This is a genomic window from Nesterenkonia sphaerica, from assembly GCF_005771565.1.
GTDB lineage: Bacteria > Actinomycetota > Actinomycetes > Actinomycetales > Micrococcaceae > Nesterenkonia > Nesterenkonia sphaerica.
The window spans coordinates 136,259-150,427 of sequence record NZ_VAWA01000008.1 but is presented as its reverse complement, the minus strand read 5'-3'; the positions used below and the strand labels follow the sequence as shown (position 1 = coordinate 150,427).

Annotated in this window: 12 protein-coding genes, 1 tRNA gene and 1 other RNA gene; 7 read left to right on the top strand and 7 right to left on the bottom strand. The window is 65.4% G+C overall.

Annotated features, from left to right (window positions below):
• Nucleotides 1-33: 33 nt before the first annotated feature.
• Both FEF27_RS08150 and FEF27_RS08145 read right to left on the bottom strand, forming a co-directional pair.
• Nucleotides 34-122, bottom strand: a tRNA-Ser gene (locus FEF27_RS08150).
• A gap of 88 nt (nt 123-210) precedes the next feature.
• A complete protein-coding gene (locus FEF27_RS08145; protein ID WP_138170351.1) occupies nt 211-999 on the bottom strand; it encodes a tyrosine-protein phosphatase in 789 nt (262 codons plus the stop codon).
• Between the two features lie 82 nt (nt 1,000-1,081).
• On the opposite strand from FEF27_RS08145, the gene ffs reads away from it, so the two are divergent.
• Together ffs and FEF27_RS08135 are read left to right on the top strand one after the other, a co-directional pair.
• Nucleotides 1,082-1,178, top strand: an RNA gene (gene ffs, locus FEF27_RS08140) — signal recognition particle sRNA small type.
• Between the two features lie 99 nt (nt 1,179-1,277).
• Entirely contained in the window at nt 1,278-1,655 is a 378-nt protein-coding gene (locus tag FEF27_RS08135) for a hypothetical protein (RefSeq protein WP_138170368.1), read from the top strand.
• Between the two features lie 19 nt (nt 1,656-1,674).
• On the opposite strand, the gene FEF27_RS08130 is transcribed toward FEF27_RS08135, so the two are convergent.
• Entirely contained in the window at nt 1,675-2,325 is a 651-nt protein-coding gene (locus FEF27_RS08130; protein ID WP_138170350.1) for a thermonuclease family protein, read from the bottom strand.
• Between the two features lie 387 nt (nt 2,326-2,712).
• Between FEF27_RS08130 and aceA the strand changes: the two genes are divergently transcribed.
• Together aceA and FEF27_RS08120 are read left to right on the top strand one after the other, a co-directional pair.
• Complete coding sequence (aceA, locus tag FEF27_RS08125; protein ID WP_138170349.1) at nt 2,713-4,074, top strand: isocitrate lyase; 1,362 nt, start codon at nt 2,713-2,715, stop codon at nt 4,072-4,074.
• A 49-nt stretch (nt 4,075-4,123) separates the two neighbouring features.
• Entirely contained in the window at nt 4,124-4,702 is a 579-nt protein-coding gene (locus FEF27_RS08120; protein WP_138170348.1) for an aldolase/citrate lyase/malate synthase family protein, read from the top strand.
• A gap of 72 nt (nt 4,703-4,774) precedes the next feature.
• Here the strand turns inward: FEF27_RS08120 and FEF27_RS08115 are convergent, their stop codons facing one another.
• The 3 genes from FEF27_RS08115 to FEF27_RS08105 form a co-directional block, all read right to left on the bottom strand.
• Nucleotides 4,775-5,761, bottom strand: coding sequence for a glycine betaine ABC transporter substrate-binding protein (locus FEF27_RS08115; RefSeq protein WP_243729153.1), 987 nt, complete (start codon nt 5,759-5,761; stop codon nt 4,775-4,777).
• A 68-nt stretch (nt 5,762-5,829) separates the two neighbouring features.
• Nucleotides 5,830-6,786, bottom strand: a complete 957-nt coding sequence (locus FEF27_RS08110; RefSeq protein ID WP_138170347.1) for an ABC transporter permease — start codon at nt 6,784-6,786, stop codon at nt 5,830-5,832.
• On the bottom strand, nt 6,783-8,021 hold the full coding sequence (locus FEF27_RS08105; protein WP_424991674.1) for a quaternary amine ABC transporter ATP-binding protein: 1,239 nt from the start codon (nt 8,019-8,021) through the stop codon (nt 6,783-6,785). The genes FEF27_RS08110 and FEF27_RS08105 overlap by 4 nt, the downstream gene beginning before the upstream one ends.
• 121 nt (nt 8,022-8,142) lie before the next feature.
• On the opposite strand from FEF27_RS08105, the gene FEF27_RS08100 reads away from it, so the two are divergent.
• Nucleotides 8,143-9,639 carry an XRE family transcriptional regulator gene (locus tag FEF27_RS08100; RefSeq protein ID WP_138170346.1) on the top strand — a complete coding sequence of 499 codons (1,497 nt, stop codon included), beginning with the start codon at nt 8,143-8,145 and terminating at the stop codon, nt 9,637-9,639.
• On the opposite strand, the gene FEF27_RS08095 is transcribed toward FEF27_RS08100, so the two are convergent.
• A complete protein-coding gene (locus FEF27_RS08095) occupies nt 9,636-11,447 on the bottom strand; it encodes a helix-turn-helix domain-containing protein (RefSeq protein WP_138170345.1) in 1,812 nt (603 codons plus the stop codon). The two genes, FEF27_RS08100 and FEF27_RS08095, sit on opposite strands and share 4 nt — an antisense overlap.
• 141 nt (nt 11,448-11,588) lie before the next feature.
• Here FEF27_RS08095 and FEF27_RS08090 point away from each other — a divergent pair, with 141 nt between their 5' ends.
• Together FEF27_RS08090 and FEF27_RS08085 are read left to right on the top strand one after the other, a co-directional pair.
• Complete coding sequence (locus FEF27_RS08090) at nt 11,589-12,707, top strand: alcohol dehydrogenase catalytic domain-containing protein (protein ID WP_138170344.1); 1,119 nt, start codon at nt 11,589-11,591, stop codon at nt 12,705-12,707.
• 1 nt (nt 12,708) lies between these two features.
• Complete coding sequence (locus tag FEF27_RS08085) at nt 12,709-14,133, top strand: solute carrier family 23 protein (RefSeq protein ID WP_243729152.1); 1,425 nt, start codon at nt 12,709-12,711, stop codon at nt 14,131-14,133.
• The last annotated feature ends 36 nt before the right edge of the window (nt 14,134-14,169 follow it).

The following is a 14,169-nucleotide window of genomic DNA, read 5'->3' as shown; positions in this document are numbered from 1 at the left end:
CATCTGAGACACATGTCCCGACTCATCACAGAGCGGAGACGGAGGGATTTGAACCCTCGGCAGAGAATTAACCCTGCACCACCATTCCAGGGTGGCTCCTTCGGCCGCTCGGTCACGTCTCCAAAGTTGTCCTGCACTTGTGCGGACCGATACATCGTAGCCGAAATGCCGTCTAGTTCGCACATCGACCGGGGAATCCATCAGCCGCGGCTATGCCACCAGCTTCTGGTGAAGGTTCTCCGCCAACCGCTCGGGGTCAGTGTGGTCCTTGAGCAAGTCCACCAGACCGGACCCTCCGCCGAGCGCGGCGAGCATCGAATCCATCGAGTCGGCGGGAGCTGAGAGCAACGGATGCTTTGAGGCGAAGAACTCGGCTGCTCGTTTGGCGTCGTCGGAGTCTAGCTGTGACCCATTGGACCGGCTGTAGGCCGAATGGGCGAGCCTGTCAAAGATCGCCGCGAGATTGTTTTCGGTGCGTGCGTAGTCCTCCACGATTACGCTGCGATCCGCCCCCAGCAACTGCAGCACCACAGCGGCCAGGATCCCGGTCCGGTCCTTGCCTGCTGCACAGTGAAATAGGACCCCACCGGTAGTCCGGCCGATAACCTCCAATCCCTCCACCACCTCGTGGATGTGGCTGCGGACCAACCCCGCGTACCACCGGCCGACATCGGCCGGAGAGGTCATGGTCGGAGCCGCTTCCATCAGGGCCAGGGGGTGCACTGCCGTTTCCGCAAGCGGCAAGTGGTGGGCTTCGATGCCGAGCTGCGGCGCCAACCAATGGGGCGAATGCGCTACCTCGGGAGTCGACCGAAGGTCCAGGATGGCGGAGAGGCCCTGAGCGGTCAGAGCGGAAACTTCTTCCCGCGGAGAGATCGTGACATCGTCGGCTCGCCACAGAACCGCCGGTCGGATTCTCCCGCCTGAGACACGTATGCCGCCGAAGTCGCGGAGGTTGACCAGTGGTCGGGCGGTGAGCGTGGCGTCATCAATCGTCATTGCTGTCAGTCTAAGTGACGCCTGATGACGTTGCCGCTGGCGGCCTGGTTCGCCTGCACCGGGACCCACGCGATACTATGGAGCCTGCCCCACGCGTGGTGTCATCCTGCTGAACTCCCCCAGGACCGGAAGGTAGCAAGGGTAAGCGGGCTCTGGCAGGTGCGCGTGGGGTTCCTAATTTCTACGCGGCGTAGAAAACGCGGGTAGAATGAGGTCACACGCCTTTCACCTGCACCCTTTCAAGGAGCGCTATGTCCCGCGATTACGTTGCCTCACCCATGCCTAAGCTGACATTCATCACTGGAGCGATCCTTGTGGTGGTCGGCCTCGCCGGTTACCTATTCTCCATCGCCAAAGGCACTGACCACTGGACCGCACTGATTCCTTCCCTTGTCGGTCTGCTGCTTCTGGTCAGTGGCGCAATCGCCTTGAAAAACCTCATGGTGGGGGTCCACATTGCACTGGTCCTCGCGCTGATCGGCGCCCTGGGCATGCTGATGCCCCTGGCCAACCTGGGTGCCCTGTTCGCCGGTGAGGCGGAGCGGCCTGCCGCAGTGTTGACTGCGCTGATCTCGCTGATCGTGCTGGTGGTCTACCTAGTGCTGGGCGTCCGCAGCTTCATCCAGGCCCGGCGTTGGAAGAAAGCCAACGCCTGAGGGCGCCCTTTCGCCCCGGTTAGCACGCCAGCTGGGGTGAGAACATCCCCGCCTCGTCCGCCTCAGCCTGAGTCCAGGCCTCCTCGACAATAGCGAGGAATCGGTCGTTGGGGGCGAAGTAGGCAGGCTCGCCCCAACCTTCGAGGGCCATGTGCTCGTTGACGAAGATGTCGTCGACGAAGACGCCGGCCAGCAGCCGGTCATAACGGTCCCGCAGCTCCTCGTCGAATTCCAGCACGACGACGTCCCCTGGGCTCAGCACCCCACGGATCGCTTCCGAAGCCTCCGGACCCCCGCACTCCACGGGTTCACTTGGATGAACTGTCTCCGGGGTGTCAATGTTGAGCAGTCGGACTCGCTCTTCCTCGCCCTCCACTGCGACCACGATCGTGTCGCCGTCGATGACGCGAACCATCTCAGCAGCCACGGCGTCATCCGAGAATCCCTCTGGCACCTCCAAGGGTTGGTGGTTCCACCAGTTCAGCGCGCCTGCGCTCAGGATGGCCAAGACCACCACGGCGAGCCACATCCACACGCCTTGGGTCCACGAGCGCCGGCGGGTCCCTTTGCCGTCCCTTCGAGAATCGCGGGCCCGCCCGGCGTGCGGAAGCTCTGGCCGCTGCACTCTCCTGCGGGTGAAGCGTCTGGGGTCTTGCGGTCTGCTGCTCATGGTCCACTCACTGTAGCGGCCGGCCCCCACCCGGTCGGGGCCCCTCCTGAAGAATGTCGAATCGCTCCGCTCTCAGCTCGCCTTGACGCGTGAGAGTGGAGCTTATTGACACCTGTGGCAATCGGGATGGCGGAGAGGGCCGGGGTGTCGCGGGGCGGTTAGGCGCGCACCGGGGGCGCGCGAGGGCACACCAGAAGCGCGGGGCAGCGAGGCAGGTCTCGACGCCGGAGACGAGCCTCGGAGGCCAGGGGAGAGGCGGACTTTCGCTTGTTCTTCGAAAACGCGAAGAAATGCAAATCTTTACCTGGATTTCGGTGGCGCGGGGGTTGCGCAGTGGCGAAAACTTAGAAATGTCAGAGATGACGGCCACCCTCGAAGGAGAGACCAATGACTGAGACCCTGATCAACGCTCCAACCCAGAACGGCACGTCGCCGGAAGGGGAGTTCCAGCCTGAGACTCGGGACGTGTTCGCAGAGAAGGCGCAGGCCCTGCAGAAGGAGTGGGACACCAACCCACGGTGGAGCCGGACCACCCGCGACTACTCTGCTGAGGAGGTCATCCGCCTCCAGGGCACCGTCCAGGAGGAGCAGACCCTGGCCAAGCGCGGAGCAGAGAAGCTGTGGGACCAGCTCACCGAGGAGCACGCCGCCGGCAAGTTCACCAACGCCCTCGGCGCACTGACCGGCAACATGGCCGTGCAGCAGGTCAAGGCCGGGCTGCGCGCCATCTACCTCTCCGGCTGGCAGGTGGCCGGGGACGCCAACCTCTCGGGCCAGACCTACCCGGACCAGTCGCTCTACCCGGCCAACTCGGTTCCCTCCGTGGTCCGCAGGATCAACAACGCGCTGCTGCGCGCGGACCAAATTGAGTACCTGGAGGGCAAGCGCACCGTCGAGGACTGGGTCGTGCCGATCGTGGCCGATGCTGAGGCAGGCTTCGGCGGCCCGCTCAACGCCTACGAGCTGATGAAGCAGATGATCGGCGCCGGCGCGGCGGGCGTGCACTGGGAGGACCAGCTGGCCAGCGAGAAGAAGTGCGGCCACCTGGGCGGCAAGGTGCTCATCCCCACCGGGCAGCACATTCGGACACTGCAGTCAGCCCGTCTGGCCGCCGATGTCTCCAACACTCCCAGCGTGATCATCGCCCGGACTGATGCTGAGGCGGCCACCCTGATCACCTCCGACGTCGACGACCGCGACAAGCCGTTCATCACCGGTGAGCGCACCGCGGAAGGCTTCTACAAGGTCCGCAACGGGATCGAACCCTGCATCGCCCGGGCAAAGGCCTACGCACCATACTCAGATCTGATCTGGATGGAGACCGGCACTCCGGACCTGGAGCTGGCCAAGAAGTTCGCCGAGGCAGTGAAGTCGGAGTTCCCGGACCAGATGCTGGCCTACAACTGCTCTCCGTCATTCAACTGGCGCAAGCACCTCGACGACGAGACCATCGCCAAGTTCCAGCGCGAACTGGGCAAGATGGGCTTCACCTTCCAGTTCATCACCCTGGCCGGCTTCCACGCCCTGAACTACTCGATGTTCGAGCTCGCCAAGGGCTACAACTCCGAGCAGATGAAGGCGTACGTGGAGCTGCAGGAGAAGGAGTTCGCCGCCGAGGCTCAGGGGTACACCGCCACCAAGCACCAGCGCGAAGTTGGCACCGGCTACTTCGACGCCGTCTCCACCACTTTGAATCCCGAATCCTCCACGGTTGCGCTGCGAGGATCCACCGAAGAGGGCCAATTTTAGAGTTCACCGGGCAGCAGGCCTGAGCGTGAGCAGATAAGGAACCAATGTCATGAATACCGGACAGACCATCACCATCAACGGAATCACTCTTGCCGGACCGGCCGTGCCACGGCAGAACGAACTCTTCACCGGCGCGGCGCTGGAGTTCCTGGCGACGCTGCACCGCGAGTTCGCCCCTCGGTTGGGTGAGCTGGGGTTGGGCTCGGAGACCCCGCGGTCCTCGTCCGGTTGGCAAGCACTGGTGCAGCGGCACCTTACCGAGCCGCCCAGCAGCTTCATCAGCCCCCGCCGGCTGACCCGCAGCGAAGAGCGGATCCTGTGCAACGGCAGCGCGCTCTCGGCCGGCATTGTGGACTTCGGACTGCATATCCACCGCAATGCCCGGCGGCTGCTGGCCGAAGGCCGTGCGCCGTTCGTCTCGCTCCCCGGCACGGAGGGGGAGGAGGAGCTGCAGCTGTGGCAGGAGCTCTTCATCCGCGCGGAGGAGCTGATGGGCCTTCAGGAGGGCACCATCCGCGCCATTCACCTCCGTCCTGGTGAGCCGGACCTGGACGACGACGAGGACGGCCAGGCCAGCAGCGCCGCGGTGCTGATGGTCCGCCCCGCCGCTCGGGCCCAAGCCGCCTGACCCGCCACACGCACTGCGCCCCCGGAGACATCTCAGGACTCCGGGGGCGCAGTGCGTTAAGGGCGTTCAGCGTCAGTTGATGATGTCCTCGATCAGCTCGGAGTTGTTCTCCCACCAGGCGCGAGCACCGGCTTCAGGGTCATCCTCGTACTCGTTGACCACAAGGTCCTCGAGCTCGGCGTACTCATCATCGGTGAGCTGGAACTCGCCCATCCATTCGGCCACCTCAGGGAACTCCGAGGAGAACTCGGAGTTGGCGATGAAGTTCAGGGTCTCCGGCTCGCCCAAGGCTTGGGCAGGGTCCTCCAGGTCCTTCAGGTCCCACTCGCCGTAGGCCCAGAACGGCCGCCACAGGGTGACCACAATGTCCTCTTCTGCTGCGATGGCGCTGTCCAGCTCGGTCAGCATGGCCGCGGTGGAGGAATCAGCCAGGGTGAACTCCTCATCCAAGCCGTATTCGGGAAACACCGAATCAGCGGTGACGCCCATGTGTCCGGAGCCCGGCTCAATGCCGACTACCCGGCCGCCGAACATATCCGCGTTGTCTGCCAGTTCCTCGAGGGAGTCGATCTCGGTGTACTCCGGCACTGCCAGTGTCAGCACCGCGCCCTCGTAGTAGGCGCCGAGGTCCTCGAGGTCGTCACCGTACTGCTCCATGTAGTCGGCGTGGGTGACCTCGGGCCAGGCGGAGGGGTAGACGTGGAGGTCGCCGTTGGCCACGCCGGTGTACAGCGGGGCGGCGTCGTTGATCTCTTCGATCTCTACCTCGTAGCCCTCATCCTCCAGGATGGCCTGCCACAGGTAGGCCATAGACAGCCCGTCAGTCCAGGAAGGGATGATGCCCAAGGTGACTGTGCCGCCGTCGCCGGCAGCCTCGGCGTCATCGTCCGCATCAGCCTCATCGGCGTCGTCGTCCTCGGTGTCCGTGTCAGTGTCCTCAACATCAGCGTCCTCTGGCTCCTCGCCGTTGTCCCCGGCGTCCTCACCGCAGGCGGCGAGCGTCAGGCCGAGCATCGAGGCGATGGCTGCGGACTTCAGGAGTGTGGATGATGTTCTCATCTTCTTGTCCTTCCCTTCATAGGTGCGGTTCTTCATTATCTCCCGTCCCGGGAGACGGAGGCTGGGAGTCAGGCGTTCTTCACGGTGGGGACGTCGGTCCCGGCGGGCTCGGTCGCCGAAACCTGCTCCGGGGCGGGCCTGCGGCGGCGCAGCAGCTTGGTCAGGATCCCGGAGCCGTCGCCGACTGCGGCGGTGACGCGGTCCAGGTAGATCGCCAGCACCACCACCGAGAGCCCGGCCTCAAACCCGAGCGCGATGTCCAGGCTTCCGATGGCGCGGGCGACCTCACCGCCCAGTCCTCCAGCGCCGACGAACCCGGCAATCACCGCCATGGACAGCGCCAGCATGATCACCTGGTTCACCCCGGCCATGATGGTCTTCACCGCCAGCGGCAGCTGAATGCGGAACAGGATCTGACCGGGAGTGCTGCCGAAGGCGTGCCCGGCCTCGACAACCTCACGGTCCACCTGACGGATGCCCAGCTCGGTGAAGCGCACCCCCGGCGGGAGGCAGAAGATCAGGGTGGCGACGACGCCGGCAGGCACCCCGATGCTGAACAGGGTCACCACAGGCACCAGCCAGACCAGAGCAGGCATAGTCTGCATCAGGTCCATGATCGGCCGGACCGCGCTGGAGACACGGTCAGACTTCGCCGCCAGCACCCCGACCGGTATCGCGATCACCAGTGCCACGCCAGTGGCCACCAGCACCAGGGCGAGGGTGGCCATGGCGTTGTCCCATTGGTCCATGGCGATGATGGAGACCATCAGGACCAGGGTCAGCACGCCAAGCTTCCAATCGCGCACCATCCAGGCCAGCAGCGCGAAAATCACTGAGAGCACCAGCGCATCGGGCCAGGTCAGCAGCGTCTCCAGCCAGTCCTCGGTGAGGGTCTCCAAGCCGTTGCGCATCAGAGCGAAGACCTCACCGAGGTTGGACCGGGCCCAGTTGAAGCCGGTCTCGATCCAGTCCCCCACCGCTACCCGGGGGATGCCCATTCCCTCCGTCTCGCCAGCGAACATCATGCGGCCACCTCCTGATGGATGGTCTGTACCGAAGAGGTCGGGGTGGGATCTGCCATCGCGTTGAGCAGGGTCACCCGGGGAATGACCCCCAGCAGCTTCCCGGCGTCGTCGATCACGGCCAGCCCGGCGGCGTGTTCAGAGGCAGCTGTCATGAGTTCAGCCAGGTAGGTCTCCTCCCTGGCCGCCGGCATCGGTTTGAGCAGCCCGGCCAGGGTCTCTTTGCCGGCCGCGACTCCCTCGGCAATGTCGTGCTCGTACACCACACCTTGGAGTACCCGGCTCTGATTGACCACGCACAGGGCGCTGGTCTGGTGCTGGCGCATCAGGCGGTGGGCCGCCCGCGGGCCTTGTTCGGCGCCCAGCAGGGCCACCGGCGGCTCTTTGATCTCCCCGGCGGTCAGCACCCGGGTGCGGTCCACATCCTGGATGAACTGCGCGACGTAGTCATTGGCGGGGTCGTTGAGGATCTGCTCCGTGGTCCCGATTTGGACAATTCGGCCGTCGCGCATCATCGCGATCCGGTTGCCCAGCCGCATGGCCTCGTTGAGGTCATGGGTGATGAACACGATGGTCTTGCCCAGATCCTGCTGCAGCTCCAGCAGCTGGTCCTGCATCTCCTTGCGGATCAGCGGGTCCAAGGCGCTGAAGGCCTCATCCATCAGCATCAGCTCCGTCTCCGCCGCCAGAGCGCGGGCCAGGCCTACCCGCTGGCGCATCCCGCCGGAGAGTTCGTCCGGGCGCATCCCGCCGTAGCCGCCGAGCCCCACCAGCTTCAGCGCATCGTTAGCTCTCTTCTCACGCTCGCTGCGGTTGACTCCCCGGACCTCCAGGGAGTAGGCGGCGTTCTGCCCCACGGTGCGGTGGGGCATGAGCGCGAAGTGCTGGAAGACCATGGAGATCTTCTCCCGGCGGATGCTGCGCAGACGCCGCGTGTTCACCTTGGTGATGTCCTGACCGAAGATTTCCACCGACCCTGAGGTGGCTGGCTGAATGCCGTTCAGCGTGCGGATCAGGGTGGATTTGCCGGAGCCGGAGAGGCCCATTACCACGAAGATCTCACCCGGTGGCACGTCAAAGGAGGCGTCAATCACCGCAGCCGTTCCTTGGGAGCGGAGCTCCTCACGGGTGGCCCCGTCCTTCAGTCTCTTCACCATCGACTCCGGCCGTTTGCCGAACGCCTTGTAGACATTCTGCACACGTACCGCGGAGGCGGGATTATTCTCGAATGCTGACACCCTCAAAACTTCCTGTGCAAGTGACTCTGGGATGTCTAAACTATCAAATACTTAAAAGTCGTTATATATAACACCTCATCGCAGTCAGGCTGATCAGCCGCTACTGACTTACACTGTCACCATGCGCGCAGCGGAGCTCGCCCCAGCAGAGAACGACGACGCCCTGGACCTCATTGCCCTGGGCCGCCGGGTGCGTCACCTGCGCAAGAAACAGGGAATGACCCTGGATGACTTGGCGGAGAAGGTCGGCACCGCCCCGAGCCAACTGTCCCTGTTGGAGAACGGCAAACGCGAACCCAAGCTCTCCCAGCTGCAGCAGCTCAGCCGAGCCTTGGGTGTGGGGATGGAACACCTGATGGGCGCGGAGCCGCCGTCGAAGCGGGCGGGGTTGGAGATCGAGCTGGAGAAGACCCAGCGCGGGCCCCTCTACGCCGCCCTCGGACTGCCCACCGTGCGGATTTCGAACCGGCTGCCGATGGACGTGTTGGAGTCCCTGGTGGCGCTGCAGCGGGAGCTGAAGCGACGGCTGGAGGAGCAGGCGGCCACCCCGGAGGAGGCCCGGCGGGCGAACACCGAGCTGCGCGAGGAGATGAAGTCCCGCAACAACTACTACCCGGAGATCGAGGCCCAGGCGGCTGAGCTGCTGAAGCGGGTCGGCTACACCTCCGGGCCGTTGGGCCACCACATTGCCGCCCGGATCGCCGAACAGCTGGGGTTCTCCATCCGCTTTGTGCCGAACCTGCCCAACTCCACCCGCTCGGTGACCGACCAGCTGAACAAGATCATCTATCTCACCCAAGGCCGGTCCCGGGATTGGGATTCCAGGTCGGTGCTGCTGCAGGCTCTGGGCCACCACGTGCTGGGCCACACCGAGCCCCGTGACTACTCAGAGTTCCTGCGCCAGCGGGTCTACACCAATTACTTCGCCGCAGCCCTGCTGATGCCGCAGCAGCCGGCAGTGGAGTTCCTCGCCACCGCCAAGCGCGCCAAAGAGCTGGCGATCGAGGACCTGCGCGATGCCTTCGCCGTCTCCTATGAGTCCGCCGCGCACCGGTTCACCAACCTGGCCACTGAGCACCTGGGCATCACGTGTCATTTTCAGAAGGTGCATGAGTCCGGGATCATCCATAAAGCCTATGAGAACGACGGCGTCAGCTTCCCGGCCGACCACTCCGGGGCAATTGAGGGTCAGACGATCTGCCGGGAATGGACCTCGCGCCAGGTCTTCGACGTCAAAGACAAGTTCCGTTCCTTCAATCAGTACACCGACACCCCCTCCGGCACGTTCTGGTGCACCGCCCGCACGGAGGGCCACTCCTCGGGGGTGTACTCACTGTCCATCGGGGTGCCGTTCGAGCACGCCAAGTGGTTCCGCGGCAAGGACACCCAATCCAGGTCGGTCTCACGCTGCCCGGACGATCCCACCTGCTGCCGGCTCCCGCCGGCCGGTCTGGCCGAGGTGTGGGACGGACACGCCTGGCCAGCGTCCCGGGCCAACACCCACCTGCTGGCCGCCATGCCGGAGGGCGCCTTCCCCGGGGTGGACACCACCGAGGTCTACCGGTTCCTGCAGCAGCACTCGCAGCAGGAGGCAGACCCCAGGCGCCGGGAACCCTAGTTCGGCGGCCTCTTCGCCACGTCTGTGCTGCCGGCTGAGAGCGCCCAGGCGCGGAGGCTCAGGTGCACATCCAGTGCTCGCGGGGCCGCGTCCCACCCTCGGCCCAGGAGCTTGGTGATAGTGCCCAAGCGCTGCCGGACGGTGTTGCGGTGCATAAACAGGGCCTCGGCGGTGCGGTCAATACGCCGGTCAGCGTCAAAATACGCCAGTGCGGTGGCGGTCAGTGACGTTCCGCGCTGGGCGTCGTACTCCAGCAGAGGGGAGACCTCTGCGGTCAGGTCCGCGTGATCGGATTCCGCAGCCAGGTGCACCACCGAGGCCACCAGGCCCATGCGGGAGGCGTCGGCAATTCCCGGCTGCCCCGAATACCGCAGGGCCGCCAGTCCGCTCTTGGCCCGGCGCCAGAACGCCGGCAGCTGCGTCACGGAGTCCATCGGCCCGGCGTAGGCGGCGAAAGTCTCCTCGGCCAGGGTGTCCAGTGCCTGGAAGCCGGTCACCCAATCCGGTGAGGTGAACACGGCGCAGAGCTCACCGTCGACCGCAGCCAGCAGTCCGGTACCGGGCAGTTGCCTGAAGTGACGCTGCACCTGGCGTTCCTGTGCAGAAGGATGAGCGATCGCCGCCACCCAGACGCGGTCACTGGAGCTCAGGCCCCAGTGGCGCAGCCGCCGGTCCAGCCGGGAGCGCGGCACCTTCTCGCCTCTGAGCAGCTCGTCGAGCACGTCCAGCTGCGCCCGGTGCTGAGCGTCCTCCTCAGCACCGAGGAACAGCAGCGCCAGCGCACAGTGCGAGGCGGCCCGTTCCAGCAGCGTCTGCTGGACCTGGCTCAACCGCTGGCCGACCAGGAGATACCCCAGGGAAGCGTGCGAGGAGCGTACCGGTGCGAGAACCACCTCGTGGTCCGGCCCGTCACCGCGGGGTGGCAGCGGCAGCACTTGGGCGCGGCCGGCGCGGTCCACCTCCTTAAGGCATTGCTGCAACGACGCCGGGGAGAAATCCACCGGGTCGCCACCTGCGTGACTGCCGCTGGTGTCTGCCCCACTGCGACGGTCTGCGGTGGGAGGGCTGGCCACCGAGAGCTTGTCGCCGCGCTCGTTGAGCAGGGCGACAGGAAGCGCCAGCGTCCTGGCGGTCACCTCGAGGACTTCCTCGGTGGAGTGGCTCTGCAGCACTGCGTGCAGCAGCTCCTCATCGAATCGGGCGATCTCCGCCAGCGAGAGCAGCTCCTGCTGGTTCTGCGCATTCTTCCGGCTGAGCAGTTCAGCATCACGCAGGGCTTGGGCGTACTTCTCCGCATTGTCCAGGGCCACCGCGGCGTGCTTACCCAGGGAGTCGACCATGCTGACTTCGTCGGGACTGAAGACGCGGTGGGACCGTTCGGCCACCATCAGGGCACCGATGACGCGACCGCCCACCACCAGCGGAACACCCATGATGGTGCGTACCCCCTCGCCGGCCACGATCTCGTCGATCTCCGCGATGTGCTGCACTGAGGCATCCGGCAGGTAGTCGGTGGTCTGGTAAGGAGCCTCACCGGCAGCCACCAACCCCAGGATTCCAGTGCCGATGGGCATCCGGATGCTGCGGTATGCACTGGTGGCCACGCCGTCGGACTGGCGGATGTAGGTAGTGCCCTCGGTGTGATCATTGAGACTGATATAGGCCATATCTGAGCGCACCAGCTGCCGGGTCCGCCGCACAATGGACGCCAGCACCGATTCCACATCCCGCAGGCTGGAGAGTTCAGCGGCGGTGTCCAGCAGGGCGCTCAGAAGAGCCTCCCGCCCCGAGGTGGAAATGGCAACCATGCACACAGTTTATGCCGGTTCATGGATATCAGGCACATGCCATCTGCTGGTCCGACGCCGCCCTCATCTGGTTGGATCGCAGAGCTTGCTTTGTGATCACAGTCACCGGGCGCCCATTCGCGAGGAGAGGACACACATCAGATGAAGATCACTGGGGCCGTATTGGAGGAAGTGGGCCGGCCGGGTCCGTACGCTGACACCACCCCGCTGAGCATCAGCGAACTCGAACTCCAAGAACCCCGGGCCACCGAGCTGCTGGTGCGCATGGAGGCCGCCGGGGTCTGCCACTCGGATCTTTCTGTGGTCAACGGCGACCGGGCGCGACCGGTGCCCATGCTGCTGGGCCACGAGGCGGCCGGGATCGTGGAAGCAGTCGGCGACGACGTCGACGGCATCGAACCCGGACAGCGGGTGGTGATGACGTTCCTGCCCCGGTGTGAGGACTGCGAAAACTGTGCCGCCGACGGCCGGCTGCCCTGCACGCCGGGAAGCGCCGCCAACGCCGAAGGGCGCATGCTCAGCGGAGGCCGCAGATTGACCCGGAAGGACCAGGAGATCCACCACCACCTGGGGGTCTCCGGGTTCGCCAGCTACGCCGTGGTCGATCAGGCCACTGTGGTGCCGGTAGGGCATGACGTCCCCGCTGAGGTGGCGGCAGTGCTCGGCTGCGCGGTGCTCACCGGAGGCGGCTCCCTGCTCAACGCCGCGAAACCCGGGCCCTCCGACACGGTGATGATCGTCGGGCTCGGCGGCGTCGGGCTGGCGGCCCTGCTGACTGCCGTGGGGGAGGGCTATCACCGGATCATCGGCGTCGACATGGCCCAGGACAAGCTGGACCTCGCCCGTGAGATCGGAGCCCATGAGGTCTACACGCCCCAGCAGCTCGACGCCGAGGGCATCAAAGCCGACCGCGTCGTCGAATGTGCCGGTCAGCCGGCGGCGTTCGAGACCGCCTTCCGCGCTACAGCTGTGGGGGGCGTGACGGTGACCGTGGGGTTCCCCCACCCGGAGGCCGCCGCCGCGATCCCGCCGGCCATCATCACCGGCGAGGCCCGCACCATCATGGGCTCCTACCTGGGCTCATCAGTGCCGAAGCGCGACATCCCCCACTACGAGCAGCTCTGGCGCCAGGGCCGGCTGCCGGTGGAGAGGCTCATCAGCTCACACATCGCCCTGGCCGACATCAACCACGCCATGGACGACCTCGCCGCCGGGCGCGCCGTCCGCCAGATCATCACTTTCGACAGGCAGGAAGCCTAACGTGTCACAGATCAGCACAGATCCCGGCCCCGGCGCCGAGGACGATCCGAAGAAGCCGCACGGAAAAGGCAACGGCAACGGCAAGCCGGCCACAGAGCCGCACTGGAAGGCGGGCCCCTTTGAGATCCGGCTGCCCTTTGTCCACTACCGGTTCGAGTGGGCGGACTACACTCAGGGCCTGTTCATGTGCGCGGTGGACCTGGCCGCCATCCCTCTGATGGTCACCCTGCTGGGCATGCCGTTCGAGGTGGCGCTGGCGGTCATCCTCATCAACGGTCTGCTCTACCTGACCCACCACCTGCTGGGCGACCCGGTAGTCCCCGGCTGGATCACCCCGGCGATCCCGCTGGTGATGGCCTATTGCGAAACTTTCCCGGAAGGGGAGGAGCGAATACACGCGCTGATCTCTTTCCAAATATTGCTGGGGCTGTTCTCCATCACCCTGGGCGTGACCGGATTGGCCCGCCGGGTGGTCAAGGCGATCCCGGCGGCCATTAAGTCCGGTGTGCTCATCGGCGCCGGCATCGCCGCGGTCCAGCGCATCTTCGACGAAGGCGGAGAGTTCCACGACTTCCCCGTCACCATCACCGTCGCGGTCGGCTTGGCGTTCTTCCTGATGTATTCACGCTCCTTCGCCTCCTGGCGGGAGCGCAACCGGTTCGCCATGCAGATCGGCAAACTCGGGGTCCTGCCCTGCATCCTGATCGCGGTGATCGTCGCACCCCTGGCCGGGGAGGCCGAATGGTCTGAGGTGGAATGGGGCATCATCCAGCCCGACTTCATCACCCTGTGGCGGGAGTACACCGTCTTCGGTCTCGGTCTGCCGCCGCTGGAGATGTTCGCCCTGGCGATCCCCACGGTGCTGGCCACTTACATTGTGGTGTTCGGTGACACCCTCCAGGCCGACGGGCTGCTCAAAGAAGCCAATAAGGCCCGGCCTGACGAGCACGTCGAGTATGACCCTGACCGTGCACACATGATCTTCGGTGCCCGCAACACGCTCATGGGCGTCATCGGCCCGGATGTGGCCATGGCCGGTCCGGTCTGGGCGGCCATGCAGGCCGTGGTCGTGGAGCGCTACAAGTCCGGCCGGAAGGCGATGAAGTCGATCTTCGGCGGAATGGGCTCCTTCCGCTGGGGCACCAACACAGGGCTGCTCCTGCTGCCGATCGTGACCCTGGTGGAACCCATTCTGGGGGTCGCCATGGCGCTGACCCTGCTCATCCAAGGGTTCGTGAGCGTGCGCATCGGCATTATGGAAGCCCGCAGCCAGCGAGACCTGGGCATCGCCGGCATCACTGCGGCCACCCTGGCGCTCATGGGGGCCGCCTGGGGTCTGGCGGCCGGAGTTGTGCTCTGCCTGCTGATCTACGGACGCAGGTTCTTCGCCGGGGAGAACGACGGCACGTTCAGCGACAAGGTCTGAGAGCCAGACGTCGGACGCACCGCACCGGCCCTGAGG

What these genes read in the sequence shown, in the direction of transcription:
- FEF27_RS08145 (WP_138170351.1), bottom strand. Translation starts at nt 999, where the DNA reads ATGACGATTGATGACGCCACGCTCACCGCCCGACCACTGGTCAACCTC.
- FEF27_RS08135 (WP_138170368.1), top strand. Translation starts at nt 1,278, where the DNA reads ATGCCTAAGCTGACATTCATCACTGGAGCGATCCTTGTGGTGGTCGGC.
- FEF27_RS08130 (WP_138170350.1), bottom strand. Translation starts at nt 2,325, where the DNA reads ATGAGCAGCAGACCGCAAGACCCCAGACGCTTCACCCGCAGGAGAGTG.
- aceA (WP_138170349.1), top strand. Translation starts at nt 2,713, where the DNA reads ATGACTGAGACCCTGATCAACGCTCCAACCCAGAACGGCACGTCGCCG.
- FEF27_RS08120 (WP_138170348.1), top strand. Translation starts at nt 4,124, where the DNA reads ATGAATACCGGACAGACCATCACCATCAACGGAATCACTCTTGCCGGA.
- FEF27_RS08115 (WP_243729153.1), bottom strand. Translation starts at nt 5,761, where the DNA reads ATGAGAACATCATCCACACTCCTGAAGTCCGCAGCCATCGCCTCGATG.
- FEF27_RS08110 (WP_138170347.1), bottom strand. Translation starts at nt 6,786, where the DNA reads ATGATGTTCGCTGGCGAGACGGAGGGAATGGGCATCCCCCGGGTAGCG.
- FEF27_RS08100 (WP_138170346.1), top strand. Translation starts at nt 8,143, where the DNA reads ATGCGCGCAGCGGAGCTCGCCCCAGCAGAGAACGACGACGCCCTGGAC.
- FEF27_RS08095 (WP_138170345.1), bottom strand. Translation starts at nt 11,447, where the DNA reads ATGGTTGCCATTTCCACCTCGGGGCGGGAGGCTCTTCTGAGCGCCCTG.
- FEF27_RS08090 (WP_138170344.1), top strand. Translation starts at nt 11,589, where the DNA reads ATGAAGATCACTGGGGCCGTATTGGAGGAAGTGGGCCGGCCGGGTCCG.